Annotated in this window: 17 protein-coding genes; 8 read left to right on the forward strand and 9 right to left on the reverse strand. The window is 68.6% G+C overall.

Annotated features, from left to right (window positions below; genetic code table 11):
* The first annotated feature begins 75 nt into the window (after window positions 1–75).
* The 4 genes from C6A87_RS02970 to C6A87_RS02985 are packed head-to-tail and all read left to right on the forward strand — an operon-like array spanning window position 76 to window position 4098.
* On the forward strand, window positions 76–570 hold the full coding sequence (locus tag C6A87_RS02970) for a GNAT family N-acetyltransferase (RefSeq protein ID WP_311115904.1): 495 nt from the start codon (window positions 76–78) through the stop codon (window positions 568–570).
* On the forward strand, window positions 567–1655 hold the full coding sequence (locus C6A87_RS02975) for an LLM class flavin-dependent oxidoreductase (RefSeq protein ID WP_311115905.1): 1089 nt from the start codon (window positions 567–569) through the stop codon (window positions 1653–1655). The genes C6A87_RS02970 and C6A87_RS02975 overlap by 4 nt, the downstream gene beginning before the upstream one ends.
* Window positions 1652–2773 carry an LLM class flavin-dependent oxidoreductase gene (locus tag C6A87_RS02980; RefSeq protein ID WP_311115906.1) on the forward strand — a complete coding sequence of 374 codons (1122 nt, stop codon included), beginning with the start codon at window positions 1652–1654 and terminating at the stop codon, window positions 2771–2773. The genes C6A87_RS02975 and C6A87_RS02980 overlap by 4 nt, the downstream gene beginning before the upstream one ends.
* The gene (locus C6A87_RS02985) at window positions 2770–4098 is read left to right on the forward strand and encodes an NtaA/DmoA family FMN-dependent monooxygenase (RefSeq protein ID WP_311115907.1); all 1329 of its coding nucleotides are present in this window, start codon (window positions 2770–2772) and stop codon (window positions 4096–4098) included. Before C6A87_RS02980 ends, C6A87_RS02985 begins: the two co-directional genes overlap by 4 nt.
* Before the next feature lie 10 nt (window positions 4099–4108).
* On the opposite strand, the gene C6A87_RS02990 is transcribed toward C6A87_RS02985, so the two are convergent.
* The gene (locus tag C6A87_RS02990; RefSeq protein ID WP_311115908.1) at window positions 4109–4864 is read right to left on the reverse strand and encodes an MBL fold metallo-hydrolase; all 756 of its coding nucleotides are present in this window, start codon (window positions 4862–4864) and stop codon (window positions 4109–4111) included.
* A 34-nt stretch (window positions 4865–4898) separates the two neighbouring features.
* Between C6A87_RS02990 and fgd the strand changes: the two genes are divergently transcribed.
* Entirely contained in the window at window positions 4899–5909 is a 1011-nt protein-coding gene (gene fgd / locus C6A87_RS02995; RefSeq protein ID WP_311115909.1) for a glucose-6-phosphate dehydrogenase (coenzyme-F420), read from the forward strand.
* A 16-nt stretch (window positions 5910–5925) separates the two neighbouring features.
* Window positions 5926–6897 (forward strand): endonuclease/exonuclease/phosphatase family protein, encoded by a 972-nt coding sequence (locus tag C6A87_RS03000; protein ID WP_311115910.1) that lies wholly within the window; start codon window positions 5926–5928, stop codon window positions 6895–6897.
* 12 nt (window positions 6898–6909) lie between these two features.
* Here the strand turns inward: C6A87_RS03000 and C6A87_RS03005 are convergent, their stop codons facing one another.
* From C6A87_RS03005 to C6A87_RS03020, 4 genes are all read right to left on the reverse strand, one after another.
* On the reverse strand, window positions 6910–8529 hold the full coding sequence (locus C6A87_RS03005; protein ID WP_311115911.1) for a hypothetical protein: 1620 nt from the start codon (window positions 8527–8529) through the stop codon (window positions 6910–6912).
* Between the two features lie 43 nt (window positions 8530–8572).
* Window positions 8573–10528, reverse strand: coding sequence for a hypothetical protein (locus tag C6A87_RS03010; protein ID WP_311115912.1), 1956 nt, complete (start codon window positions 10526–10528; stop codon window positions 8573–8575).
* A 98-nt stretch (window positions 10529–10626) separates the two neighbouring features.
* Window positions 10627–12030 (reverse strand): glycosyltransferase family 2 protein, encoded by a 1404-nt coding sequence (locus C6A87_RS03015; protein ID WP_396837150.1) that lies wholly within the window; start codon window positions 12028–12030, stop codon window positions 10627–10629.
* Window positions 12031–12046: 16 nt separating this feature from the next.
* A complete protein-coding gene (locus C6A87_RS03020) occupies window positions 12047–13555 on the reverse strand; it encodes a hypothetical protein (RefSeq protein WP_311115913.1) in 1509 nt (502 codons plus the stop codon).
* A 224-nt stretch (window positions 13556–13779) separates the two neighbouring features.
* On the opposite strand from C6A87_RS03020, the gene pta reads away from it, so the two are divergent.
* Window positions 13780–15870, forward strand: coding sequence for a phosphate acetyltransferase (pta, locus tag C6A87_RS03025; RefSeq protein WP_311115914.1), 2091 nt, complete (start codon window positions 13780–13782; stop codon window positions 15868–15870).
* Between the two features lie 5 nt (window positions 15871–15875).
* Window positions 15876–17048 carry an acetate kinase gene (locus C6A87_RS03030; RefSeq protein ID WP_311115915.1) on the forward strand — a complete coding sequence of 391 codons (1173 nt, stop codon included), beginning with the start codon at window positions 15876–15878 and terminating at the stop codon, window positions 17046–17048.
* On the opposite strand, the gene C6A87_RS03035 is transcribed toward C6A87_RS03030, so the two are convergent.
* The 4 genes from C6A87_RS03035 to glnX all read right to left on the reverse strand — a co-directional run bounded on the left by C6A87_RS03035 (window position 16968) and on the right by glnX (window position 22333).
* The gene (locus C6A87_RS03035) at window positions 16968–17426 is read right to left on the reverse strand and encodes an STAS domain-containing protein (protein WP_311115916.1); all 459 of its coding nucleotides are present in this window, start codon (window positions 17424–17426) and stop codon (window positions 16968–16970) included. The genes C6A87_RS03030 and C6A87_RS03035 overlap by 81 nt on opposite strands.
* Before the next feature lie 274 nt (window positions 17427–17700).
* Entirely contained in the window at window positions 17701–19986 is a 2286-nt protein-coding gene (locus C6A87_RS03040) for a serine/threonine-protein kinase PknG (RefSeq protein WP_311115917.1), read from the reverse strand.
* Window positions 19986–20981, reverse strand: coding sequence for a glutamate ABC transporter substrate-binding protein (locus tag C6A87_RS03045; protein WP_311115918.1), 996 nt, complete (start codon window positions 20979–20981; stop codon window positions 19986–19988). Before C6A87_RS03045 ends, C6A87_RS03040 begins: the two co-directional genes overlap by 1 nt.
* 32 nt (window positions 20982–21013) lie before the next feature.
* The gene (gene glnX, locus C6A87_RS03050; protein WP_311115919.1) at window positions 21014–22333 is read right to left on the reverse strand and encodes a protein kinase G-activating protein GlnX; all 1320 of its coding nucleotides are present in this window, start codon (window positions 22331–22333) and stop codon (window positions 21014–21016) included.
* Between the last annotated feature and the right edge of the window lie 59 nt (window positions 22334–22392).

Consider the following 22392-nt stretch of genomic DNA (forward strand, 5'->3'; position numbering starts at 1 on the left):
CGGATTTCGGTTCACGGTGAGCAAATGGCTCGTCGCGGAAATGCCGGGGCCCGTGCTGCGTTAGACATGGAGGTGATGTCCGTTCCGGCGGTGGATGAGTTGCGTTTCGTGGCAGTGGGTCAGGACGACCCGCTGGCCGCGCCGTTGATCGACGAACTCGCCGACGAATACGCACGCCGTTACGGCGGCGACCGCGCCCGGGTGCACGCCTGGCTGCGCGGCTACCCGGCCGACGAGTTCGATGCCCCCGACGGCGGCCTGGTGATCGGCGTGCTCGCCGGCCGCCCGGTGACCGGCGGTGCGTTCCGGCGCTTCGACCACGACACGGCCGAACTCAAACGCATCTGGACCGACAGTGCCCACCGGCGCAAGGGTTACGGCCGCGCGCTGGTCTCGCGACTGGAGGCCGACATCGCGGCCCGTGGCTATTCGCGGGTCTACCTGACCACCGGCGACCGCCAACCCGAGGCCGAGGCGCTCTACACCTCGATGGACTACCGGCGGCTGACCGCGCCGCTGCCCGCCGAGGGCGAGGTCTACCCGATCGCGTTCCTGAAGGTGCTGCGATGACCGGAACCGTGCACCTGGGCGTCGCGCTGGAGGGCCACGGCTGGCACCCGGAAGCCTGGCGGCACACCACCGCCACGGCGCCGGTCACCAGCGGACGGCACTGGACCGAACTGGCCACCACCGCCGAACGCGGCCTGCTGGACTTCGCCACGTTCGACGACTCGCTGACCGCGCAGCGCCGGCGCCGCCCCGAGATCGACGCCCGCTGGCTTGCCGGCCGACCGGACGCCGTGCTGGTCGCGGCGCGGGTGGCGCCCGCGACCCGGCACATCGGGCTCATCCCGGTCGCGAACACCACGCACACCGAACCGTTCCATGTGTCCAAAGCCATTGCCACCCTTGACTTCATCTCCCGCGGCCGGGCCGGCTGGCAGGTCAGGGTCAGCGCGTCGCGGCACGAGGCCGAACTGTTCGGCAGCCGCGACCCCGACGCGCTCGGCGACCTGTTCGCCGAGGCCGCCGACGCGGTGGAGGTGGTGCGCCGGCTCTGGGACAGCTGGGAGGACGACGCCGTGATCCGCGACACCGCCACCGGCCGCTTCGTCGACCGGGACAAGCTGCATTACATCGACTTCTCCGGGCCGTTCTTCTCGGTGAAGGGACCGTCGATCACCCCACGCCCACCCCAGGGCCAACCGGTGGTGGCGGCGCTGGCCCACAACCGGCGGGTCTACGAATTCGCCGCGGGCAGCGCCGATCTCGTCTTCATCACCCCGGGCGCCGACGACGCGGTGACGGCCATGCTGGACGAGGTGCGCCGGGCCGGCGGCGCGCTGCTGGTGTACGCCGACCTGTACGTGACGTTCGCCGGCCTGGTCGACGAACGCTCCGACGCCGAGGTGTTCGCCGGCACGCCCGAGCAACTCGCCGACAAGATCGAGCGCTGGCACCGATACGGCGTGCAGGGGGTCAGGCTGCGGCCCGCGGTCAACTCCACCGATCTGCCTGTGATCGTCGACGAAGTGGTGCCGATCCTGCAGCGGCGCGGGGTGTTCCGCACCGCCTACCCCGACGGCGAGTCCCTGCGTCACCGCCTCGGACTGCCGACCGCCGGTAATCGCTATGCGGCGAAAGGGAACCCATGACCGTCCCGCTGTCGATCGTCGACCTGTCGCCGATACCGGAGGGCGCCGATGCGGCCACCGCGCTGCGCAACACCGTCGACCTCGCACAGCATGCCGAGCAGTGGGGGTACAAGCGGTTCTGGGTGGCCGAACACCATTTCGTCGCCGTCGCGAGCTCCGCGCCCGCGGTGCTCATCGGCCAGATCGCCGCGGCGACCAGCCGCATCAGGGTGGGCGCGGCCGCCGTGCAGCTCGGGCAGACGACTGCCGTCGCGGTGGTGGAGAGCTTCGGCACGCTCGCCGCGTTCCATCCGGGCCGCATCGACCTCGGCGTCGGCCGCTCCGGACTGCGCCGCCGGGAAGCCACCAGGGACGGCGCCACCCGACGCAGCCAGAAACCCGTTCCGCCGTGGCGCGAGATCGACGGCGTGGTCATCCCGTCGCCGTTCGACGTGACGGCCCTGATGCGCAACCCGCGGTTGCGGGCCCGGATGTCGGTGCTGACGCAACCCGAGGCTGTCACACCGGATTTCGCCGACCAGGTCGACGACATCCTCGCGATGCTGGCCGGCCGCTACACGATCGGCGACGTCGACGCGCACGCGGTGCCCGGCGAGGGCGCGGACCTGGTCCCGTGGATCTTCGGCAGCAGCAAGGGGCAGAGCGCCCGGGTGGCCGGCGCCCACGGACTGCCGTTCGTCGCGAGCTACCACATCACCCCGGCCACCGCGCTCGATGCCGTCGAGGTCTACCGTGCCGAATTCCGGCCGTCGGCAACACTTTCGCAGCCCTACGTGGTGGTCTCGGCCGACGTGGTGGTCGCAGCCGACACCGCCACCGCCCGACACCTGGCCTCCAGCTACGGGCACTGGGTGCACTCGGTGCGCGGCGGCGACGGCGCGGTGCCCTACCCGGACCCCGGCCGCGTGTCACCGCTGTCCGACGAGGAGGCCGAGCTGGTCAGGGACCGCATCGCGACCCAGTTCGTCGGCGACCCCGACGAGGTGGCCGACCGGCTCTGCGCTCTGCAGCGCGCGACCGGCGCCGACGAACTCGTGGTCACCTCGGTGACCCACGGCCACGCCGACCGGCTGCGCTCCCACGAGTTGCTGGCCCGGCAGTGGGGGCTGACGGCATGACGGTCGACAAGCCGCGCAAGCAGATTCACCTCGGCGCGCATTTCCCCGGCGTCAACAGCACCACGGTGTGGTCGGATCCCGACTCGGGCAGCCAGATCGAGTTCGAGTCCTTCGTGCACCTGGCCCGCACCGCGGAGCGCGGCATGTTCGACTTCTTCTTCCTGGCCGAGGGGCTGCGGCTGCGGGAACACCGCGGCCGCATCCACGATCTGGACGTGGTCGGCAGGCCCGACACCTTCACGGTGCTGGCCGCACTGGCCGCCGTCACCGAGCACCTCGGGCTGGCCGGGACCGTCAACACCACCTTCAACGAGCCGTTCGAGGTGGCGCGCCAGTTCGCCACCCTCGACCATCTGTCCGACGGCCGGTCGGCATGGAACATGGTCACCTCCTCGGATGCGTTCACCGGGGCCAACTTCCGGCGCGGCGGCTACCTCGACCACGCCGACCGCTACCGGCGTGCCGAGGAGTTCCTGACCGTGGCGCGGCTGTTCTGGAACAGCTGGGACGACGACGCCGTCATCGCCGACCGCGACACCGGCCGCTACGTCGAGCCCGACCGCATCCGCGTCGTGGAACACCACGGACCGCAGTTCGACGTGCGCGGTGTCGCCACGCTGCCGCCGCTGCCGCAGCGCGAGCCGGTGCTGTTCCAGGCCGGGGATTCCGACGAGGGTAGAGCTTTCGGGGCCCGGCATGCCGACGCGCTGTTCACGCTGCATTCCGAGCTGGAGGCCGGCCGGACCTACTACGCCGACGTCAAGGCCAGGGCCGCCGGCTACGGCCGGAATCCCGACCATCTCAAGGTTTTTCCGGCCGCCACCTTTGTGCTCGGCGACACCGCGGCCGAGGCCGCGGACAAGGCCCGCCATGTGCGCCTGCAGCAGGTCAGCGGTCCGACCGCGATCGCGATGCTGGAACAGGTGTGGCAGCGTGACCTGTCCGAGCTGGACCCCGACGGCCCGCTGCCGGAGGTGGAACCCGCCGACGACCCGACGGTGACGCAGGGCCGGGTGCGCCACGGCGACCCCAGGGCCGTCGCGGCGGCGTGGCGTGCGCGGGCCGCCGCCGAGAACCTCAGCATCCGCGAACTCGTCATCGCGGTCACCAGCAGGCAGCAGTTCGTCGGCACCCCCGCGCAGGTCGCCGACGAGATCGACCTGCACGTGCAGAGCGACGCGTGCGACGGGTTCATCCTGGTGCCGCACCTGACCCCGCGCGGCCTCGACGACTTCGTCGACCGGGTGGTGCCGCTGCTGCAGGAGCGCGGCAGCTTCCGCACCGGCTACACCGGCGACACCCTGCGCGACCACCTCGGGCTGTAGGCGTGCCGGCTCACGGCAGCCGCGCCTGATTCACCGCCTCGCGCACCGGGCCCCGCCACACCGGCCCGTGGCCGGGCAGCATCACCTCGGCGTCCAGCACGCCCAGCGCATCCAGGCTGCGCCGGCATGCGTCCTCGTCGTGGTTGAACACCGACGGCAGCAACTGCGGGCCCCGCCTCGTCGACACCGGGTGCCCGGTCACCAGCGCGTCGCCGCTGACCAGCACCCCGTCCACCAGATACGAGCAGTGCCCGCCGGTGTGGCCCGGCGTCGGGACGCAGCGCGGCGTGCCGGGCAGGCCCGCGGCGACCTCGTCGGTCAGCGCCGCCGTGGTGGGGATCCCGGTGTGGCCGAGCCCGCCCTTGCCGATGAGCGCCACCGTCCACTTCAGCCACCGGGGCCGCCAGGCCTGCGCGGCGACGGCCAGCGGCGAGGCCTGCTCCAGGTACTCGCGCTTGGCGTGGCCGACCTCGTCGCGGTGACAGTAGACTGGGGTGCCGTGTTCCCGGGCGAACCAGATCGCCGAACCGAAGTGGTCGACGTGGGCGTGGGTCAACAGGATCGCGCGGACGTCCTCGGGCCGGAAGCCGAGTTCACGCACCGACCCGATCACGTCGTCGCGGTGGCCCGGATACCCGGCGTCGATCAGCACGACCCCGCCGCCGTTGTCCGGACCGCCCGTCACGAGCGTCCAGTTCACCAGGTCGGTCTGGGCGAAGTGGACGGTCTCGGTGATCCGGACCAGCCGCGCTGAGCCTGCTGCCATCTCGTGAGCGTAACGAGTGGAGTAGAACAGAAGCGTGGCTGAACTCAGACTGGGATACAAGGCGTCGGCGGAGCAGTTCGCGCCCCGCGAGCTCGTGGAACTGGCGGTCGCCGCCGAAGAGCACGGGATGGACAGTGCGACCGTCAGCGACCACTTCCAGCCGTGGCGCCACGAAGGCGGCCACGCGCCGTTCTCGCTGGCCTGGATGACCGCGGTGGGGGAGCGCACCAAGCGCCTCAAACTGGGCACCTCCGTGCTCACCCCGACGTTCCGGTACAACCCCGCCGTGATCGCCCAGGCGTTCGCGACCATGGGATGCCTGTACCCGGACCGCATCTTCCTCGGTGTGGGCACCGGTGAGGCGCTCAACGAGATCGCCACCGGCTACGAGGGCGAGTGGCCCGAGTTCAAGGAGCGTTACGCGCGGTTGCGCGAATCGGTCCGGCTGATGCGCGAGCTGTGGCTCGGTGACCGGGTCGACTTCGACGGCGAGTACTACAAGACCAAGGGCGCCTCGATCTACGACGTGCCCGAGGGCGGCATCCCGATCTACATCGCCGCGGGCGGGCCCCAGGTCGCCAAGTACGCGGGCCGGGCCGGCGACGGCTTCATCTGCACCTCGGGCAAGGGTGCGGAGCTCTACAAGGACAAGCTGATCCCGGCCATGCGCGAGGGGGCCGAGGCGGCGGGCAAGAACCCCGACGACGTCGACCGGATGATCGAGATCAAGATCTCCTACGACACCGACCCGGAACTGGCACTGGAGAACACCCGGTTCTGGGCGCCGCTGTCGCTGACCGCCGAGCAGAAGCACTCCATCGACGACCCGATCGAGATGGAGAAGGCCGCCGACGCGCTGCCCATCGAGCAGGTCGCCAAGCGCTGGATCGTCGCGTCCGACCCCGACGAGGCGGTGGCCAAGGTCAAGGATTACCTCGACTGGGGACTGAACCACCTGGTGTTCCACGCCCCCGGTCACGACCAGCGCCGCTTCCTGGAACTGTTCCAGCGCGACCTGGAACCGAGGCTGCGCAAGCTCGGCTGAGCACCGGCGCAGCCAGATGATCCGGATTCCCGCGACGGTACTCGGCCTGTGTGCCCTGGCCGTCGCGGTGGTGGGCCTCGGCGCCCGCTACGTGCCCATCTCCGGGCACCCCACGCTCCTCGTCGCCGCCGCGGCGCCCTACCTGGCGCTCGCGGCGCCGGTGGCGATGCTGTTGCTGGCGGTGGGCAGACGCTGGCTGCTGACCCTGGTGGCGGTCACGGTGACGGTCGCGCTGATGTGGATGTACGTGCCGCGGTACCTGAGCTCGGCCGCGGCCGACGTGCCAGCCGTCTACGTGCGGGTGTTGAGCGCGAATCTGTTTCTGGGACAGGCGAACCCGGAAGCCTTCGTCGCACTGGCCGATGACGTCGCCGACGTCGTCGCCGTCCAGGAGATGACGCAGGCCTCGGCCGACGGGTTGTCGGCGGCGGGGATGGACGGCGTCTTCCCGTACCGGGTGATCGTGCCGGCGCGCAACGCGTCCGGGATCGGCATCTGGAGCAGGCATCCGATCGTGCACTCCGGGCGCATCGACGGTTACACGATGCCGATGGTGGGCGCGCGGATCCGCATTCCCGGTGTGCGGGTGGACACCACGGTGCTGTCGGTTCACCTGCCCGGGCCCTGGCCCACCCCGATCGACGGCTGGCGCTCCGACATCGCGCGGCTGCCCGAGACGCTGCGCGAGGTCGGCGAGACCGCGGGAGCGGGTGCGGTGATCGTGGCCGGTGACTTCAACGCCACCGTCGACATGGCGCCGTTCCGGCGGCTGCTGGCCGAGGGCTACGGCGACGCAGGCACCGAGGCCGGGGCCGGGCTGGTGCGCACCTACCCGGGTCGCGAGATGCGCCCTCCGCTGATCGGCATCGACCACATCCTGACGAAGAACTGTTCGGCCGCCAGCGTCTCCACGGTCACCGTGCCCGGCGCCGATCACCGCGGGCTGGTGGCCACCCTGCGGGTGCCGGTGGACATGACGGCCGGTTGAGCCGGCCGGAAGTCACTCCCTCGGGTGGACTCGCAGGATGCGGAATTGTTGGCCCCCGTTGGGGCCGGTGACCGTCATCACCAGCGTGCCGATACCGGCGCCGTCGTCCCAGATCGTGGGGTAACGAATGTTCACCGCGTCCAACTTGCCCAGACCCGACGGCCGCGGCACCAGGATGTAGCGCAGCCCGCTCTCCGACGGCTGGTTCAGCTTGTCGAAGAAGTCGTAGTCACTGCGGACCACGAACTGGTGCGGATCCTCGGAGGCCAGCCACATCCGGGCCAGGCCGAAGGTATCCATCAACACCGACCCGTCCGGCAGATCCTGATCGTCGAACCATCTGACGGTGTTCTCGGCGATCTCGCCGGACCAGAAGTACCAGAATTCGCTCGGCGGATACTGCTCCGGCCAGAGCACAGAACGCAGACCGTACTCTTCTTTGCCGATCGCCGGATTCAACATCGACTGCCAGGTGGCCGGGATCGAGGAAATCAGCGTAGCCGCCATGACGGCCGAGATCGCTGTGTGCGTAAACCTCACCGCGGCAGTTCGTTCCGACGACGCGGGCCAGCTGGTCAACAGTGCGACGATGACCAGCGGTACCAGGACGATGAAGAAGCGGAACCAACCGAAGGTGGAGCCCAGCAGGATGGCCACCGACTGGAAAAGCAGGATGGAGCCGAACACCATGATCGGTACGAGCGTTTCATAGCGCCGCCAGTACACCGACGCCGCGCCGGCCGCCGCCACGACGACGAGTGCCAGCGGTTCGATGCCGAAGACGCTGGCGGCGATCGTCTTCAGCAGCGGGGCGACGCCCACGTCACCGACCCCGACGATGCCTACAGTCGCCACCTGCGCGCTGTTGCCGTACTGCGAGGTGAACTGGGCGAGCAGACTGGCGTCGAGAAACCATCCGGACAGTGCCCACACCACGAACGCGCAGGTGATCGGGAAACCCATGATGACGCCGTCGTGCAGCGCTACGTGGGCCGCCGATTTCCACTGCTTCGTTGCGCGGTGCCGAACAAGCGACACCCCGACGACCAGGGTGACGGCAGCCGCGGCAGCGATGAGCGCCTCATAGCGCACCAGGTAGGCCGTCCCGAAAGCCAAACCGGCCATGCATAAATCGACCGTCGCTTCGCGGCGGACCCACCGGATGAGGCGGCGGCACGCCCAGAGCAGCACCAGGCAGAAGGCGCCCTCACTCATGCCGTTCGCGCCGTAGAGCACGATCATCGGGTTCAGCGCGAAGGCGGCGACGGCGAGCACGCGCACCACGGTGGAAGCGCCGGCGTCGATGGCGATGCGCCGTATCAGCACAACCGCTCCGGCCATGAACCCTGCGCTCTGGATGACGCCGCTGAGCCCGAGCGTCTTGAGTTCGGGCCACCAGTGGCTGAGTGACAGCAGCGGGATCTGGGCGAAACTCGGTAGCGGATTCCACACGAACCCGACCGCGCCGAGGTGGGGGAACCTGCTCATCACCACGTATCCGGCGTTGCCGGTTCGGCTGGTCGCGTCCGGGTTGATGTAGCCGGTGCGGAACAGGAAGTAGCCCAGCGCGGTATAGGAGACCAAGCAGACGACGAACAGGACGAATCCGGGACGGCGGTCGCTTACGGTCACCCGGCCACCGTGATCAGTGGGGCCGGCTTCGGTACTGCGCTCGTCAGTCAGCGGCATGAGCGTCACGACTGCCGCGCCGCCGGCGGTGAATGCCGAGTGCCGCCAACGCGAATGAACCGACAAGGACGGCGGCGCCGCCGGTCAGTGCCCAGGGCAGCCATTGGGTGCCCGTGTCGATGACCTGAAGCTCGGGGCCTCGCGCGCGGATGGTGAGGTTCTTCGGTTCCCCGTCGGGGCCCGCCACGACGACGTCACCGGCGAGGTCGCGCCAACCGCGTTGCAATCCCGCGATGTAATCGAGGGCTCGGTCCACCAGCTCCCAGTCCCCGGAGGTGGTCACCAGCACGACGGTGCGCCCTCGGTCGGCGAACGCCTGGATGCTGCCCAGTCCCTCCGGAAGGTCGAGCGTGACTTGATCTTTGGATGCGAACACCGCGGTGATCTCTGCCTCCCCGCCGGATTCGATCGGTGAGTCGAGCGCTGCCTGCCCGAGTTGGGCGGAATCGGCGACGATCAATGCGCTGGTGCGGTTGCCGATGGCTTCGGGCAGGTCGACCAGATTCGGTTGCAGTTGCTGGGCCGTCAATCGCTGCACCGACGCGATGATCGCCGCGGCCCGACTGAGGAATTCGGGGGTCGACTCGCCGAGTGCGACCTGGAACGTCGGTGAGAAACCAACGGGTAACGCGCTGAATCCACCCATCAGCACGCTTCCGCCGGTCACGGCGACGGTCGACGACCCGTCCAGTTCGAAGGTCAGCGGTACGGTGCGCGGATTGCAGGCACCGGGTGCCGGCTCGTAGGAGACCAGGATCTCCCATCCGGCCATGCTGCCGCCGAGGTCGCCGGGAATCGTGAACTTGGCATCGAGCAGTCCGGTTTCGCCCAGCCCGGCGGAATAGAACACCCGGCCCCCCGACTGGACGGTGACCGTCGCTTTCTCGTCGGCCTTCACCGGGGTGTGGTGGGCGATCAGGTGCGTCTCGATCGCACCCGGGTTGCCCAGCCCGAACATCGCGGTGTCGGGCGTCGAGTAGATCGAGGCCTGTCCGAGCACGGACAGCCGGCCGGAGACACCGAGCTGCTCGAAGGACGCCGAGCCACCGCCGCGAACCTCGAACTGCTCGACAGAATCGACTGTCGTGGAGGGCGTCTGGGCGAGTGCGAGCAATTCGGAGCGGAACAACGCTGTCTGCTCCACGAGTTCACTGCCCTCGCCACTGATGGTCAGGTACGGCGAACCGGCGCCCTCGACCAGCTTGACCTGCGCCTCGGTCCCGCTGCGCACGACGATGGTGCGCCGCATCGGATCCCATTGAGCCGGCGGCGGCTCCTGTTGGCGCGGCAGTGGCCGGACGTTGAAATGCAGTGCCAGTGCCCGATATCGGACGTTGAGCATGGACACCAGGTTGAGCACCGTCTGGGACTCGAAGTGGTCGGGCGCGGGGTCGACCAGGATGTCGACCGTCGAGACCACCGCGGGGAAGAACTGATCGAGGGTTCGTGGGCGGCCGGGCTGGGTGTCGAAATTGACCGACAGCCTGCTCAGAGTGACGTTGGGCGGGGTGCCGCAGATCGAGTCGCCGTCGGTCTGCCGCAGCACGATGACGACCCGCGCGAAGTGGTCCCGAACTGTGACGGTCGACAAGTCCACCGTGAACGGCACGGTCGCCTGACCCAGGCGGACGTCGGGGATCGGCACGGAGGTGAGGAGACTGCCGTCCTCCCTGTTGAATTCGAGGTAGCCGGTGGTGATATTGCTGACAGACTGGATCTGGCCGGTCAGGGACCCGGGCTGTGCGCCGTCGGGCGCGGGAATGGACATCGTCTGCGGCGAGTTCGCCGAATTGAACCCGATCGTCGGGCTCATGCCGAGCGCATCCGCGGTCAGGACGACGCCGGTGACATCCGGCTGGCTCCACGCCGTCGGCGAGGAGGCCAGCGGGGTGGCGAACAGCGCCAGGGCCGCGACGATGGGTACACCGAGGCGCACTGTCACCCGCTGGAGCCACCGAGCCGAACGCATTGGGGTAGCCCTTTCCGAAGTATTCAGTCGTCGTGCGAATTTCATAGTCATGGTGTTCGCTCCAGCAAGTTTCAGCTGCTCGCCGCAGCGGTGGTCTGGGTGTCGTGTGGACGGCCGAGGCCGTGGACGGTCTTCTCCCAATAGGAGGGTCTGATCGCCAACTGGATTGCTGCCTTCAGCGCCGCGATCGATTGCAGGATCCAGTACGGAGGCATCACCAGCGCGGCCCACCACAGATGTGGCTTGTCCAGGGTTTTCGTGACGATGAGCCCCATGAAGATCGAAACCGGTGTTCCGACAATGAACAACATGAGACAGAGGTAGTAGGTCACCGGTGGGAAGAGGTGTTCGATGAATGCCGGCCTGCCGAGAATCCACTGCACCATCGTGAACCAGAACACGATGTTCAGCGCGCTGGTCATCGGCACTCCACCGGTCATGTTGATCAACCGCAGGGTGGCTTTCGTGCCGATCTCACGGTGCAGGGCCACCGGGTCACGCAGGTGCACCAGCATGGTCTGCAGGTAACCCTTGTACCAGCGTGACCGCTGGCGTATCCAATTGATGACGTCAGAGTTGGCTTCTTCCAACGTGATCGAGTCCAGGATCAAAGTGCGATAGCCGTAGCGGGCGAGCCGGACCCCGAGATCGGCATCCTCGGTGACGTTGAACTCGTCCCATCCGCCGATGTCGCGCCATGTGCGTGTGCGCATATGGTTCGATGTTCCGCCGAGCGGCACCACGCATCCCAGTTCCTCGACTGCCGGCAGTATCAGACCGAACCACTGGTCGTACTCGATCGAGAACCAGCGTGTCAACAGGTTCTGCCGTTCGTTGAAGTACCCGAGACGTGCCTGTAGACAACCGATCTCCTTCGGCAATCGGCGGAACGCGGCGACGGCGCGGCGAAGCTGCAACGGCTCGGGGATGTCCTCGGCGTCATAGATCGTCACCATCTCGCCGCAGAGGCCGGGCAGGGACATGCCGTAGTTGCACGCCTTCGGCTTGGTCCGCGGATGGCTCTCCGGGACGATCACCACTCGGATGTCCTGTAGGTCGGCGTCCAACAGCGCGGTCTGGGTGGCGATGTCGTCTTCCTCGATCAGCAAGAGGATCTCGAGCTTGTCGCGCGGATAGTCGAGTCGGAGCACCCCGCTGATGAGGTTGGACACGATCGAGGGTTCGTCGTAGACCGGCAGCAGCACCGTGTAGACCGGTAGCTCGGCTTCGGGAATGTCGAACGCCTCGTCGTCGGTCACCTCGATCAGGGCTGACGAACCCATGCCCTTGATGAGCAGATAGTGGCGGTCGACCGTCGCCACCAGGTAGAGAATCGTCACGACGCACATGAGTGTGGGGGCGATGACGTCGGGCATCGCGAAGGCCGCGGCGGCCAGGAGGATGAGGACCGCGACCGCGGTCGTCATCGCTCGTCGGCCGACCTGCCTGCGCGCGGACAGATGAGTCGGCAGCATGGCTGCCGGTCCGGTCTCAGGCACCCGTCAGCGCCTCTGGGTCTCCCTTGTCCTGGGCCGCGGAAGCCATCAGGAGTTCCACCACGTCGGTGGCCCGGCGGATCACGAGCGGATCGACGGCGCCCTCGGTGATGGCCTGCTGGCGGGCGATCCACAGCGCAGGCTCGACAGCGGAGTTCATCAGCGTCGGCGGAGTCGGGGGCGGCGGTTGACGGTGCGAGGCGGCGTCCTGGTTGACCACGACAGTGACCCGCTGAAAGCTGTTGGCGGCGTGCCAAATCCATGTCACCGCGTACCAGTGGCGGCTCGCATTGTCGATGGCCGTCGAGGCATCGGTGTGGATCACGTCGGCGCGGTAGGAGTCCAAGTCCGACAGGCCGTTCAGCCCGGCCGGACGATACTCCACGGGGCGCTTGGTCGGATACCAGACCGCATCCGGGTAGTCGTTGAGCATCGCGAGGTCAGGCGAGCTCATCACGTCGACGACGGCGACCGGCATGCCGGCTGCGGGAGCTACCGGGTAGCGGTGCAGGGTCGCGCCCTCGCCCAGGTAGCGGTTGACGAAGTCGTAGTCCTCGGGTGGCCCCAGTTGGGACCGCTGCATCCAGTCCGGATGGGCCACCGGCACCGCGTTGGCCGCCGGGGCCGGCGGGTGGAGCACGAAAAGAGCGGCGGACACTGTGGCAAGGACCGCCAGCGTGACCGGGGACGGCCGCGGATAGCCGCGGACCAAGCGCTCCTCGCCCGTGCGCTCGGCCAGGCGCAGCGCGGCGCATGCGGCGACGGGGAGAACGGCGCCGACCACGACAACCTTGAGCAGCAGGTTGCCGGGAATGCCCGAGAACACGAAACCGGTCGAGATGACAGCGCATCCGAGGGCGGCGCCCAGCTGCCAGGGCAGCGGGGCCAGGCGTCCGGCGAGGTATACCGCCACGGCTCCGAGCGCAGCCGCTACCAGGGCGGCAGCGGTCTGGGATCCGCCGAACATCGCGACGGTCACCAGATAAGGCAGCGGCGTCAAGGTGCTCGCCGCGAACAGCCACAGCGGCCACATCCGCAGCACGTGGCGGATCCCGAACAGGATGACGAGCAGGCACGCGAACCACACCGCGACACCGAGCATCGGTAGTCGCCAGAGCGCGGACAGCGACGGCATCCGCTCTCCGACGAGGTGGATGGCGGTGAAGCCGGCCGCGCCCGCCAGTGCGGCGATGATCCAGTCGGACTCGGCGTCTCCGACGCCCCGCGGAGGTGTCCGGTAGGACGTCGCGATCAGCACCAGTAACACCGGGACCACGACCAGGAACGCGGTGCGCGAGCCGGCCAGGGCGTCGGAGAGGACTTCGGCATACTGCCCGGCATAGGCCAGTGCGGTCAGCGCGGCTGCAACGGCCAGGCGGACCACGAAGGCGCGGCGTGCCCGGTGCGCTGCCATCGGCGTCGGGCAGGCCGGCGGTGGCACCGCGGTGGTGCCCGCGAACACCCGCACAGGCATTCCGGTTTCGTGCAGATCGAGAACAGACATGTGGCCCCCCGGCGTCGGCGTTTCACGCCCGGCCACCGTGATCTTGAACCTGACACTGCAGATTTGGCGATTATTAACGGCTGCTTAACGAAGCGGCTGGCCTGGCTTATTGCACAGAGTAGAGCATAGCTAGCAAAGTTGTACAACTTACTAATAAGTTAGTTCTGTGGTGTCTGCCCCGGTGGGCGCTGCTGGCGGTGCGAGGGTCCATAGGGCAGGCTTGAGTGGTGCCCGACGCGCCGAACGCGACAGCCCCGACCAATCCGGCTATCTACATCGCGTCGCCCGAGGGCGACACCGGGAAATCGACGATCGCGCTCGGCATCCTGCACCGCCTCGCGGCGACGGTCGCGCGGGTCGGGGTGTTCCGGCCGATCACCCGAATGGGTGAGCAGCGCGACTACATCCTCGAGATGCTGCTCGACCACACCACCGCGGAACTGGCCTACGACGACTGCGTCGGGGTCGGCTACCAGCAGCTGCACGAGGACCCGGACACGGCACTGGCCGACATCGTCGACCGGTTCCACCGGGTCGCCGACCGGTGCGACGCGGTGCTGGTGGTCGGCAGCGACTACACCGATGTGGCCGCACCCAGCGAGCTGTCCATGAACGCCCGCATCGCCGCGAATCTCGGGGCGCCGGTGGTGCTCGCGGTCAAGGCGAAGGGCCGCACCCCCGAACAGGTCGTCCAGGTCGTCGAACTGTGCATCGACGAGATCGCCGCGCAGCACGCCTACACTGCCGCGGTGGTGGCCAACCGCTGCGACCCGGCCGAGGCCGCCGAGGTGGCCGCGGCGCTGGCCCGGATCGATCCCCGCACCTACGTGCTGCCCGAGGAACCGCTGCTGGTCGCCCCGTCGGTGGCCGAACTGCGGGACGCGGTCGAGGGCACCCCGGTGCAGGGCGACCTCGCGCTGCTCGATCGGGAAGTGCTCGACGTGCTCGTCGCAGGCATGACGGCCGAGCATGTGCTGGAACGACTCACCGAGGGCATCGCGGTCATCACCCCCGGCGACCGCTCCGACGTGGTGCTCGCCGTGCTCAGTGCCCATGCGGCGGAGGGCTTTCCGTCGCTCTCGGCGGTGATCCTCAATGGCGGTCTGACCCTGCACCCGGCGATCGATTCGCTGGTGTCCGGGCTGGGTCTGCGGCTGCCGATCATCGAGACCAGGTTCGGCACCTTCGAGACCGCGAGCCGGGTGGCGGCCACCCGCGGGCGGGTGACCGCCTCGTCGCACCGCAAGATCGACACCGCGCTGGCCCTGATGGAGACCCACGTCGACGTCGAGGAACTGTTGACGCACCTGGCTTTTCCGATCCCGACGGTGGTCACCCCGCAGATGTTCGCCCACCGGCTGCTGGACCGGGCCCGGGCGGACCGCAAACGCATCGTGCTGCCCGAGGGCGACGACGACCGCATCCTCAAGGCCGCGGGCCGACTGCTCGACCGCAGTGTGGCCGACCTGACGATCCTCGGCGACGAGGCCCAGATCCGCGCACGCGCAGCCGAACTCGGCGTCGACCTGTCGAGCGCGCAGGTGCTCGACCCGCAGACCAGCGACCTGTGCGAGCGGTTCGCCGAGCAGTACGCGCAGCTGCGCGCGCACAAGGGCGTCACGCTGGAACAGGCGCGCGACGTCATGCGCGACGTGTCGTACTTCGGCACCATGCTGGTGTACAACGACATGGTCGACGGCATGGTGTCAGGCGCCAAGCACACCACCGCGCACACGGTGCGGCCCGCGTTCGAGATCATCAAGACCCAGCCGGACGTCTCGACGGTTTCGAGCATCTTCCTGATGTGCCTGGCCCACGAGGTGCTCGCCTACGGAGACTGCGCGATCGTGCCTGACCCCACCGCCGAACAGCTCGCCGACATCGCGATCTCGTCGGCGCGGACCGCCGCGCAGTTCGGCATCGAGCCGAGGGTCGCGATGCTGTCGTACTCGACCGGCACGTCCGGCAGCGGAGCGGACGTCGAAAAGGTGCGCACCGCAGCCGAACTGGTCCGTCAGCGGGCACCCGAGCTGCTGGTCGAGGGGCCCATCCAGTACGACGCGGCGGTGGAGCCGTCGGTGGCCAAGACCAAGATGCCGGACTCGAAGGTGGCCGGGCACGCCACCGTGCTGATCTTCCCGGACCTCAACACCGGCAACAACACCTACAAGGCGGTGCAGCGCAGCGCGGGAGCCATCGCGATCGGGCCGGTGCTGCAGGGGCTGAACAAACCCGTCAACGATCTGTCCCGCGGTGCCCTCGTCGAGGACATCGTCTACACGGTGGCCCTCACCGCGATCCAGGCCCAGGGGTGAACGAGATGTCACGATCGGTATTGGTGCTCAACTCGGGCTCGTCGTCGGTGAAATATGCGGTGATGGACCCGGATTCGGGTGTGCTCGTCGCCGACGGGATCGTCGAGCGGATCGGCGACCCGCGACCGGACGCCGGCGGCGTCCCCGACCACGCCGCGGCGATGGAGGTGGTCTTCGACGCGTTGGCCTCCGACGGCCACACCCTCGAGGAACTGGGCCTCGTCGCGGTGGGGCACCGCGTCGTGCACGGCGGTCCCGACCTGCACGAGCCGACGATCGTCGACGACGACACCCTGGTACGGCTCAAGGAACTGTCACCCCTTGCGCCGCTGCACAATCCGCCGGCCATCCTGGGAATCGAAGTGGCCCGGAAAGCGCTGCCCGACCTGCCGCACATCGCGGTGTTCGACACGGCGTTCTTCCACCACCTGCCGCCCGCGGCCGCCACTTACGCGATCGACGCCGAGGTCGCCGACTCCTGGAGCATCCGCCGCTACGGCTTCCACGGCACCTCGCACCAGTACGTCAGCGAACAGGCGGCCGCGTTCCTCGGCGTGCCGCTGGAATCGCTGAGCCAGATCGTGCTGCACCTCGGCAACGGCGCTTCCGCGTCGGCGATCGTCGGCGGCAGACCCGTGGAGACCTCGATGGGCCTGACCCCGATGGAGGGGCTGGTGATGGGAACACGTTCGGGTGACGTGGACCCCGGGATCATCTTCTACCTGTGGCGCACCGCGGGCATGGAGGTCGAGGACATCGAGACGATGCTCAACAAACGCTCGGGGGTCCGCGGCCTCGGCGGCGAAATCGACTTCCGGGAGCTGCACCGCGAGATCGAATCCGGCGACGCCGCAGCCCAATTGGCCTACGACGTGTACATCCACCGGCTGCGCAAATACATCGGCGCCTACCTGGCGGTGCTCGGCTCGGCCGACGTCATCACCTTCACCGCCGGGGTCGGCGAGAACGACGCGGAGGTCCGGCGCGACGCGCTGTCGGGGCTTACCGCGTTCGGCATCGAACTCGACGAGCACCTCAACGAGAGCCCGGCCAGAACGGCCAGGCGGATCTCCCCGGACGGGGCCCCGATCACCGTCCTAGTTGTACCCACCAACGAGGAGTTGGCGATCGCCCGCGCGTGTGCGCGCGTACTTGCCGCCGGGCTCGGCGACGGGTAGCTCGCGCTGCGGGTCGCAGATCGACAGCAGCCGGCGCACCTGAGTTCCCGCGAGCAGGCTCCAGCGAACGCCGCCGCGGGCGCAGACCACGTTCACGTTGGACAGTGCGGCGAATCCCGACGCGGCGAAGAACTCGACGGTCTGCAGGTCGAGGATCACCTTGTGGGCGCCGCCCAGCCGCTTCTCCACGTAGCGGGCCAGGGCCGTGCCGTTGTTCGCGTCGACCTCGCCGTGGACTGTCACCAGCACGGTCGACGGCGGAAGTAGGCAGGCGGCGAACGTCGCGCGATGGTGTTCCTCGCGAAGACCGAACGAGTTCGGATCCGGCCGGAAGACCCGCTGCGTGCTGGGGGCCGGCAGGGGATCGGTAATGGACATATGGACTCCCTAAACGAAGTCAGGAGGCACCGTGAAATTCGTTTCGGGTGAGGTCAGGGGATCGGGCCCTAGTGTCTCAAAGCTGCGCCGATGACGTCACCTTGTGATGTGCGACACGATACTACGGAATCCGTGGTGTGACCATAAAACGTTTTGAATCACATGTATGTACGTTCACCAGCGCGTTTGGCGGTATGTCCGGGCAACGCCGGCACGACCGGGTGCCGCCGGGGCGGTCCAGGGGTGTCCAGCAACGAAATCCGTTGTTTGCCGGTCAGAACGTCGACATCGGCCGGACGCTGTTGGCCAGGTCCACCAGCGCATAGCGGTGGGCCTGGGTGGGCGCCACCCGGGCCAGGCTGCGCAGCGACGCCTCGACGCCGAGTTGCAGACCGTGCTCGGTGAACGGGAAGCCCAGGATGTGGTTGGTGCTGGCGGTGTTGTCGGCGAGCCAGTCCATCGCGGTGCCCAGCACCAGCGCGCGGATCTGCAGCACCCGCGGCTCGGTGTCGGGCAGCGCCTCGACCCGGCGCGCGGCGTCGCGGATTTGCCGTTCGGTGATCTCGCTGCTCGACCGGCCGGACAGCAGCGTCACCGCGCTGGTCAGCCTGGCCGTCGTGAAATGCCTTGAGGTGGCGGGTACTTGGTCGAGTGTGCGGACGGCAGCGTCGCGGTCTCCGGCGGCCGATTGGGCGCGCGCGAGCCCGAATCCGGCGGAGATCACGCCGCGGTCGGTGGACCAGACGGTGTCGTAGAACTTGCCTTCGTCGGCGGTGCCGGCCAACTCGGCGGTGGCGGCCAGCGCCAGCTTCGGAGCCAGCTCACCGGGCAGCGTGTCCAGCACCTCGGTGAAATGCTTTGTGGCGGCGTCATAGTCGGCGGTCAACAGCTCCGAGACGGCGCGGAACCAGACCAGTCGCCATCGCCAGCCCACCCGAGCGGCGAGTTCGTCGAGCTTCCGGGTGGCCTTGGCGACGTCGCCGAGGTCCAGCAGCGCCCGCACCTCCATCAGCGGCAGTTCCACCGACTGCGTCAGGTCGATGCCCTCGGAGTCCAGCGCGCCGTGCCGCGCCGCGCGCAGCGAGTCCAGCGTCTGCACGGGCTCGCTGAGCACCGTCGCCGACAGCACCGCGGCGCCGACGTCGGTCGGGTCGACCAGCGGCACCTGCAGCGCCCGCACGATCTCCTGCGCGGTCAGCTTCTCCGAGTGCACCTGACCGTCGAGGTAAACGTCGGTGTGCGCGACGAGCAGGTCCACCCCGAACGTCGAACGCGACGGGCTGAACGTGGTCGACAGGCCCGGCCGCGGCACCCCGGTGTCCTTGGCCACCACCTCGCGCAGCACGCCCATCAGCTGGCTGGACATCTCCTCGGCGGTCTGGAACCGGCGCCTCGGGTCGGGGTCGATCGCGCGGCGCAGCAGTCTGCCGAACGAGTCGTACTCGGCCAGCACCGGGTCGTCCTCGGGCAGTCCGTCGACGTAACGCCCGCGCCGGGTGCGCAGCTTCAGGGTCATCGCCGCCAGGGTGCGGCCCACCGTGTAGATGTCGGTCGCGACCGTGGGGCCGGTGCGCACGATCTCCGGCGCCTGGAATCCCGGTGTGCCGTACAGGTAACCGAACGAGTTGATCCGCGAGACCGCCCCGAGGTCGATCAGCTTGAGCTGGTCCTCGGTGACCATCAGGTTCTCGGGTTTGAGGTCGTTGTACACCAGCCCGAGCGAGTGCAGATAGCCGAGCGCGGGCAGGATCTCGAGCATGTAGCCGATCGCCTCGGCCACCGGCAGCAGCGAGCGGTCGCGCTTGCGGTCGTGGGTGGCCTGCTTGAGCGACGTTCCGCCCACGTACTCCATGACGATGTAGCCGACCGGATTGCCGTGCTTGTCGTCGTGCTCGACGAAGTTGTAGATCTTCACGATCCCGGGATGGGTCACCTCGGCCAGGAACTGGCGCTCGGCCATCGCGATCGCCTGGGCCTCCGCATCGCCGGAGTGTACGAGTCCCTTCAGCACCACCGGCCGGTCGTTGACGTTCTTGTCGAACGCCAGATACACCCAGCCCAGCCCGCCGTGGGCGATGCACCCCTTGATCTCGTACTGGTCGGCGACGATGTCGCCGACATTGAGTTGCGGAAGAAAGGAGTACGCGCTGCCGCAGTGCGGGCACCAGCCCTCGGACAGTGCCTTGCCGTCCGCGCTGGAGCGGCCCACCGGCCTGCCGCAGTTCCAGCAGAAGCGTTTGGACTCCGCCACCACCGGGTCGGTCATCAACGCCGCCAACGGATCCCGGGCCCGCACCCGCGGGATCTCGACCAGCCCGCCGCCGAGCCTTCGGGTCGGGGACATGTGCCGGGTGACGGTGGTGCTCAACTGCGGCACCGTGTCGCCGGTGTGGAACCCCGCGTCGTGGTCCTCGTCGTCGTCGTCGAAGAAGTTGGGCCGGAACACCGCCTGGGTGGCCATCGGCCGCATCGTCGACATCGTGTCTTCGGCGAGATCGGCGAAGCTCGCCGGCTGGGTACCGGGGTCGTCGCCGGTGTCGAGGTGTTCGCGTTCGTCCATCAGTCGGCATACCTCGCGACGGGAGGCGTCGGCGCGGGCCCCAGGACGGTCAACCACTTGCGGTACAACGTGTTCCACGTGCCGTCGCGGCGGATGCGCTGCAGCGTGCCGTTGACGAAGCGGACCAGGCCGGTGTTCTCCCGGTTGATGCCGATGCCGTAGAGCTCCTCGTTCATCGACGGGCCGACGATGTGCAGGTACGGGTCCTGCGACACCAGCCCGGCCAGGATCGCGTCGTCGGTGCTGACCGCCTCGACCTGCCGCTGTTGCAGGGCCACCAGGCAGTCCGCCCAGGTCACCACGCCGACGATCAGCGGCGGCGGGGTGATCTGCTGGATACGCTCCAGCGACGTGGTGCCCTTGGCCACGCACACACGCCTACCCGACAGGTCCGCCGACTGCCGGATGTTCGAATCTCGCGGCGCGAGGATGCGCTGGTTGGCGGTCAGATACGCGGTGGAGAAGTTGACCAGCTTCTTGCGCTCACACGTGATCGTCATGGTCTTCACCACCACGTCCACGTCGTCGTTCTGCAACGCGGCGATCCGGTCCGACGACGCCAGGATGCGGTACTCCACCTGCGACGGGGTGCCGAAGATGTCGCGGGCGATCTCGCCGGCGATGTCGACGTCGAAACCGGTGATCTCGCCGGTGATCGGATCACGGAAGCTGAACAGGTTGCTGCCGATGTCCAGGCCGACGATGAGGCGGCCGCGGGCCTTGATGTTGGCCACCGCCTTCGCCGCGTCCTCCTCGTTGTCGAACGGACGCAGGCTCACCCGGGGATCGCAGTCCTTGCCGGCCGCCGACGGCGGGCGTGCCGATTCGGGGGGCAGTTCCTCGAACCCCGCAGGCGTGGGCGGGGCGAGCACGACGCTCGGCGTGGTCACCACCGGTGACGTCTCCGAACACCCGGCCAGCAACAGCACCCCGGCGAGCAATGCGGCCCAGATCTTTTCCATCAGCGGCCATCTGTTCTTCGCGCGAGCGCTCATCACCGGCTGTCTGTTCTTCGCGCAAGCGCTCATCACCGGTACTCGCTCAATCTCGGCCAGATCCCCAGCGCCACCGCCACGGCCGCCATGATCGACAGCGCCGCGGCGCCCACCGTCGAACCGGACAGCACCCGCCGGGCGTTGACGATCTCGTTGCGCAGCTGCGTCCGGCTCTGCTCGATGCCCTTACTCAGCGCCTCGTCGAGCTTGTTGAACGCGGGGGTGGAGTCGTCCTCGCCGGTGCCCAGCGCCACCTGCGTCGCCGCCTGGTAGTTGCCGACCGCGATGTAGGCCGAGATCCGGTCGTCGGCCGCCCGCCACCGGTCCAGCAGCGCGTCCGCGTCGGACAGGTCGGACTTGTCGATTGCGTCGTCACGGGCCAGGTAGCGGGCGAGCTGCTGCTTCATCTCCTCGATGCGCTGGTAGTAGGACTGCTTACGGACATCCTCGTCGCCGCGGCGGATCAGCGACAGCGTCTCGTCGGCGCGCGCCTGCTGCGCGGTGATCGCCAGCGTCGTCACCGTCTTCAGCGACTCGGCGGCGGTCTCCTTGGCGCTGCGGCTGTCCGAGGTGGAGATCACCAGCGCCGTGCCCACCCAGATCAGCATGATCAGCACCGCCATCCCGCCGGCGACGAAGCCGACGTTGACGCGGCGCCGGGTGCGCTTGGCCAGCCAGCGGTTGGCGAACACACCGAACAGCAGAGTCGCGACCACCACCAGGATCACCGGCGTCGGGATCCTGGTGGATGCGGTGGTCTCGGCGTCCACCCGTGCCGAGGTCTCCTCGTACAGCCGCTGGGCGTCGGGCAGGATCTGCTGCTGCATCAGCGCCGACGCCTCGGACAGGTACGACGAGCCGACCGGATTGCCCGCCCGGTTGTTCGTCCTTGCCGTCTCGACCAGCCCGGTGTACACCGCCAGCCGGGCGTTGATCCGGCCCAGCAGCTGCACCAGTGACTCCTCGGTCAGGCCGCTCGACGCCCGCGTCACCGCGACGGACGCGTCGGTGATCGCCTGCTCGTAGCGCTGGCGCACCGCGCGCGGTTCCGAACCGGCGATGAACGCGGTCGCCGCGGCCGCGTCGGCGACCGAGAGTGTGGTGTAGAGCTGCCCCGCGGCGAACGACAGCGGCTCGGTGTGGTCCAGCACGGTGGTCAGCGCGTTCTGCCGGTCGTTGATGGTGGTCGAGGTCGCGAAGGCGCTGGCCACCACCAGCGCGGCGAGCACCAGCCCGATCGTCAGGATCCGTCCGGGCGTGGTCCAGAGGAACCACCACCGCGGATGCGCCGCGGTTGTCGGCGACCGCGACGCCAGAGGCTCGGTCGAGGGGTGCGCCAACTCCACAGTCACGTCTGGGCGGACCTCATCCTGGTCTCGGTCTGTTCGGCGGTCGGTCTTCTGCAAACTCT

The sequence above is a fragment of the Mycobacterium sp. ITM-2016-00317 genome (genome assembly GCF_002968295.1).
Taxonomy (GTDB): Bacteria; Actinomycetota; Actinomycetes; order Mycobacteriales; family Mycobacteriaceae; genus Mycobacterium.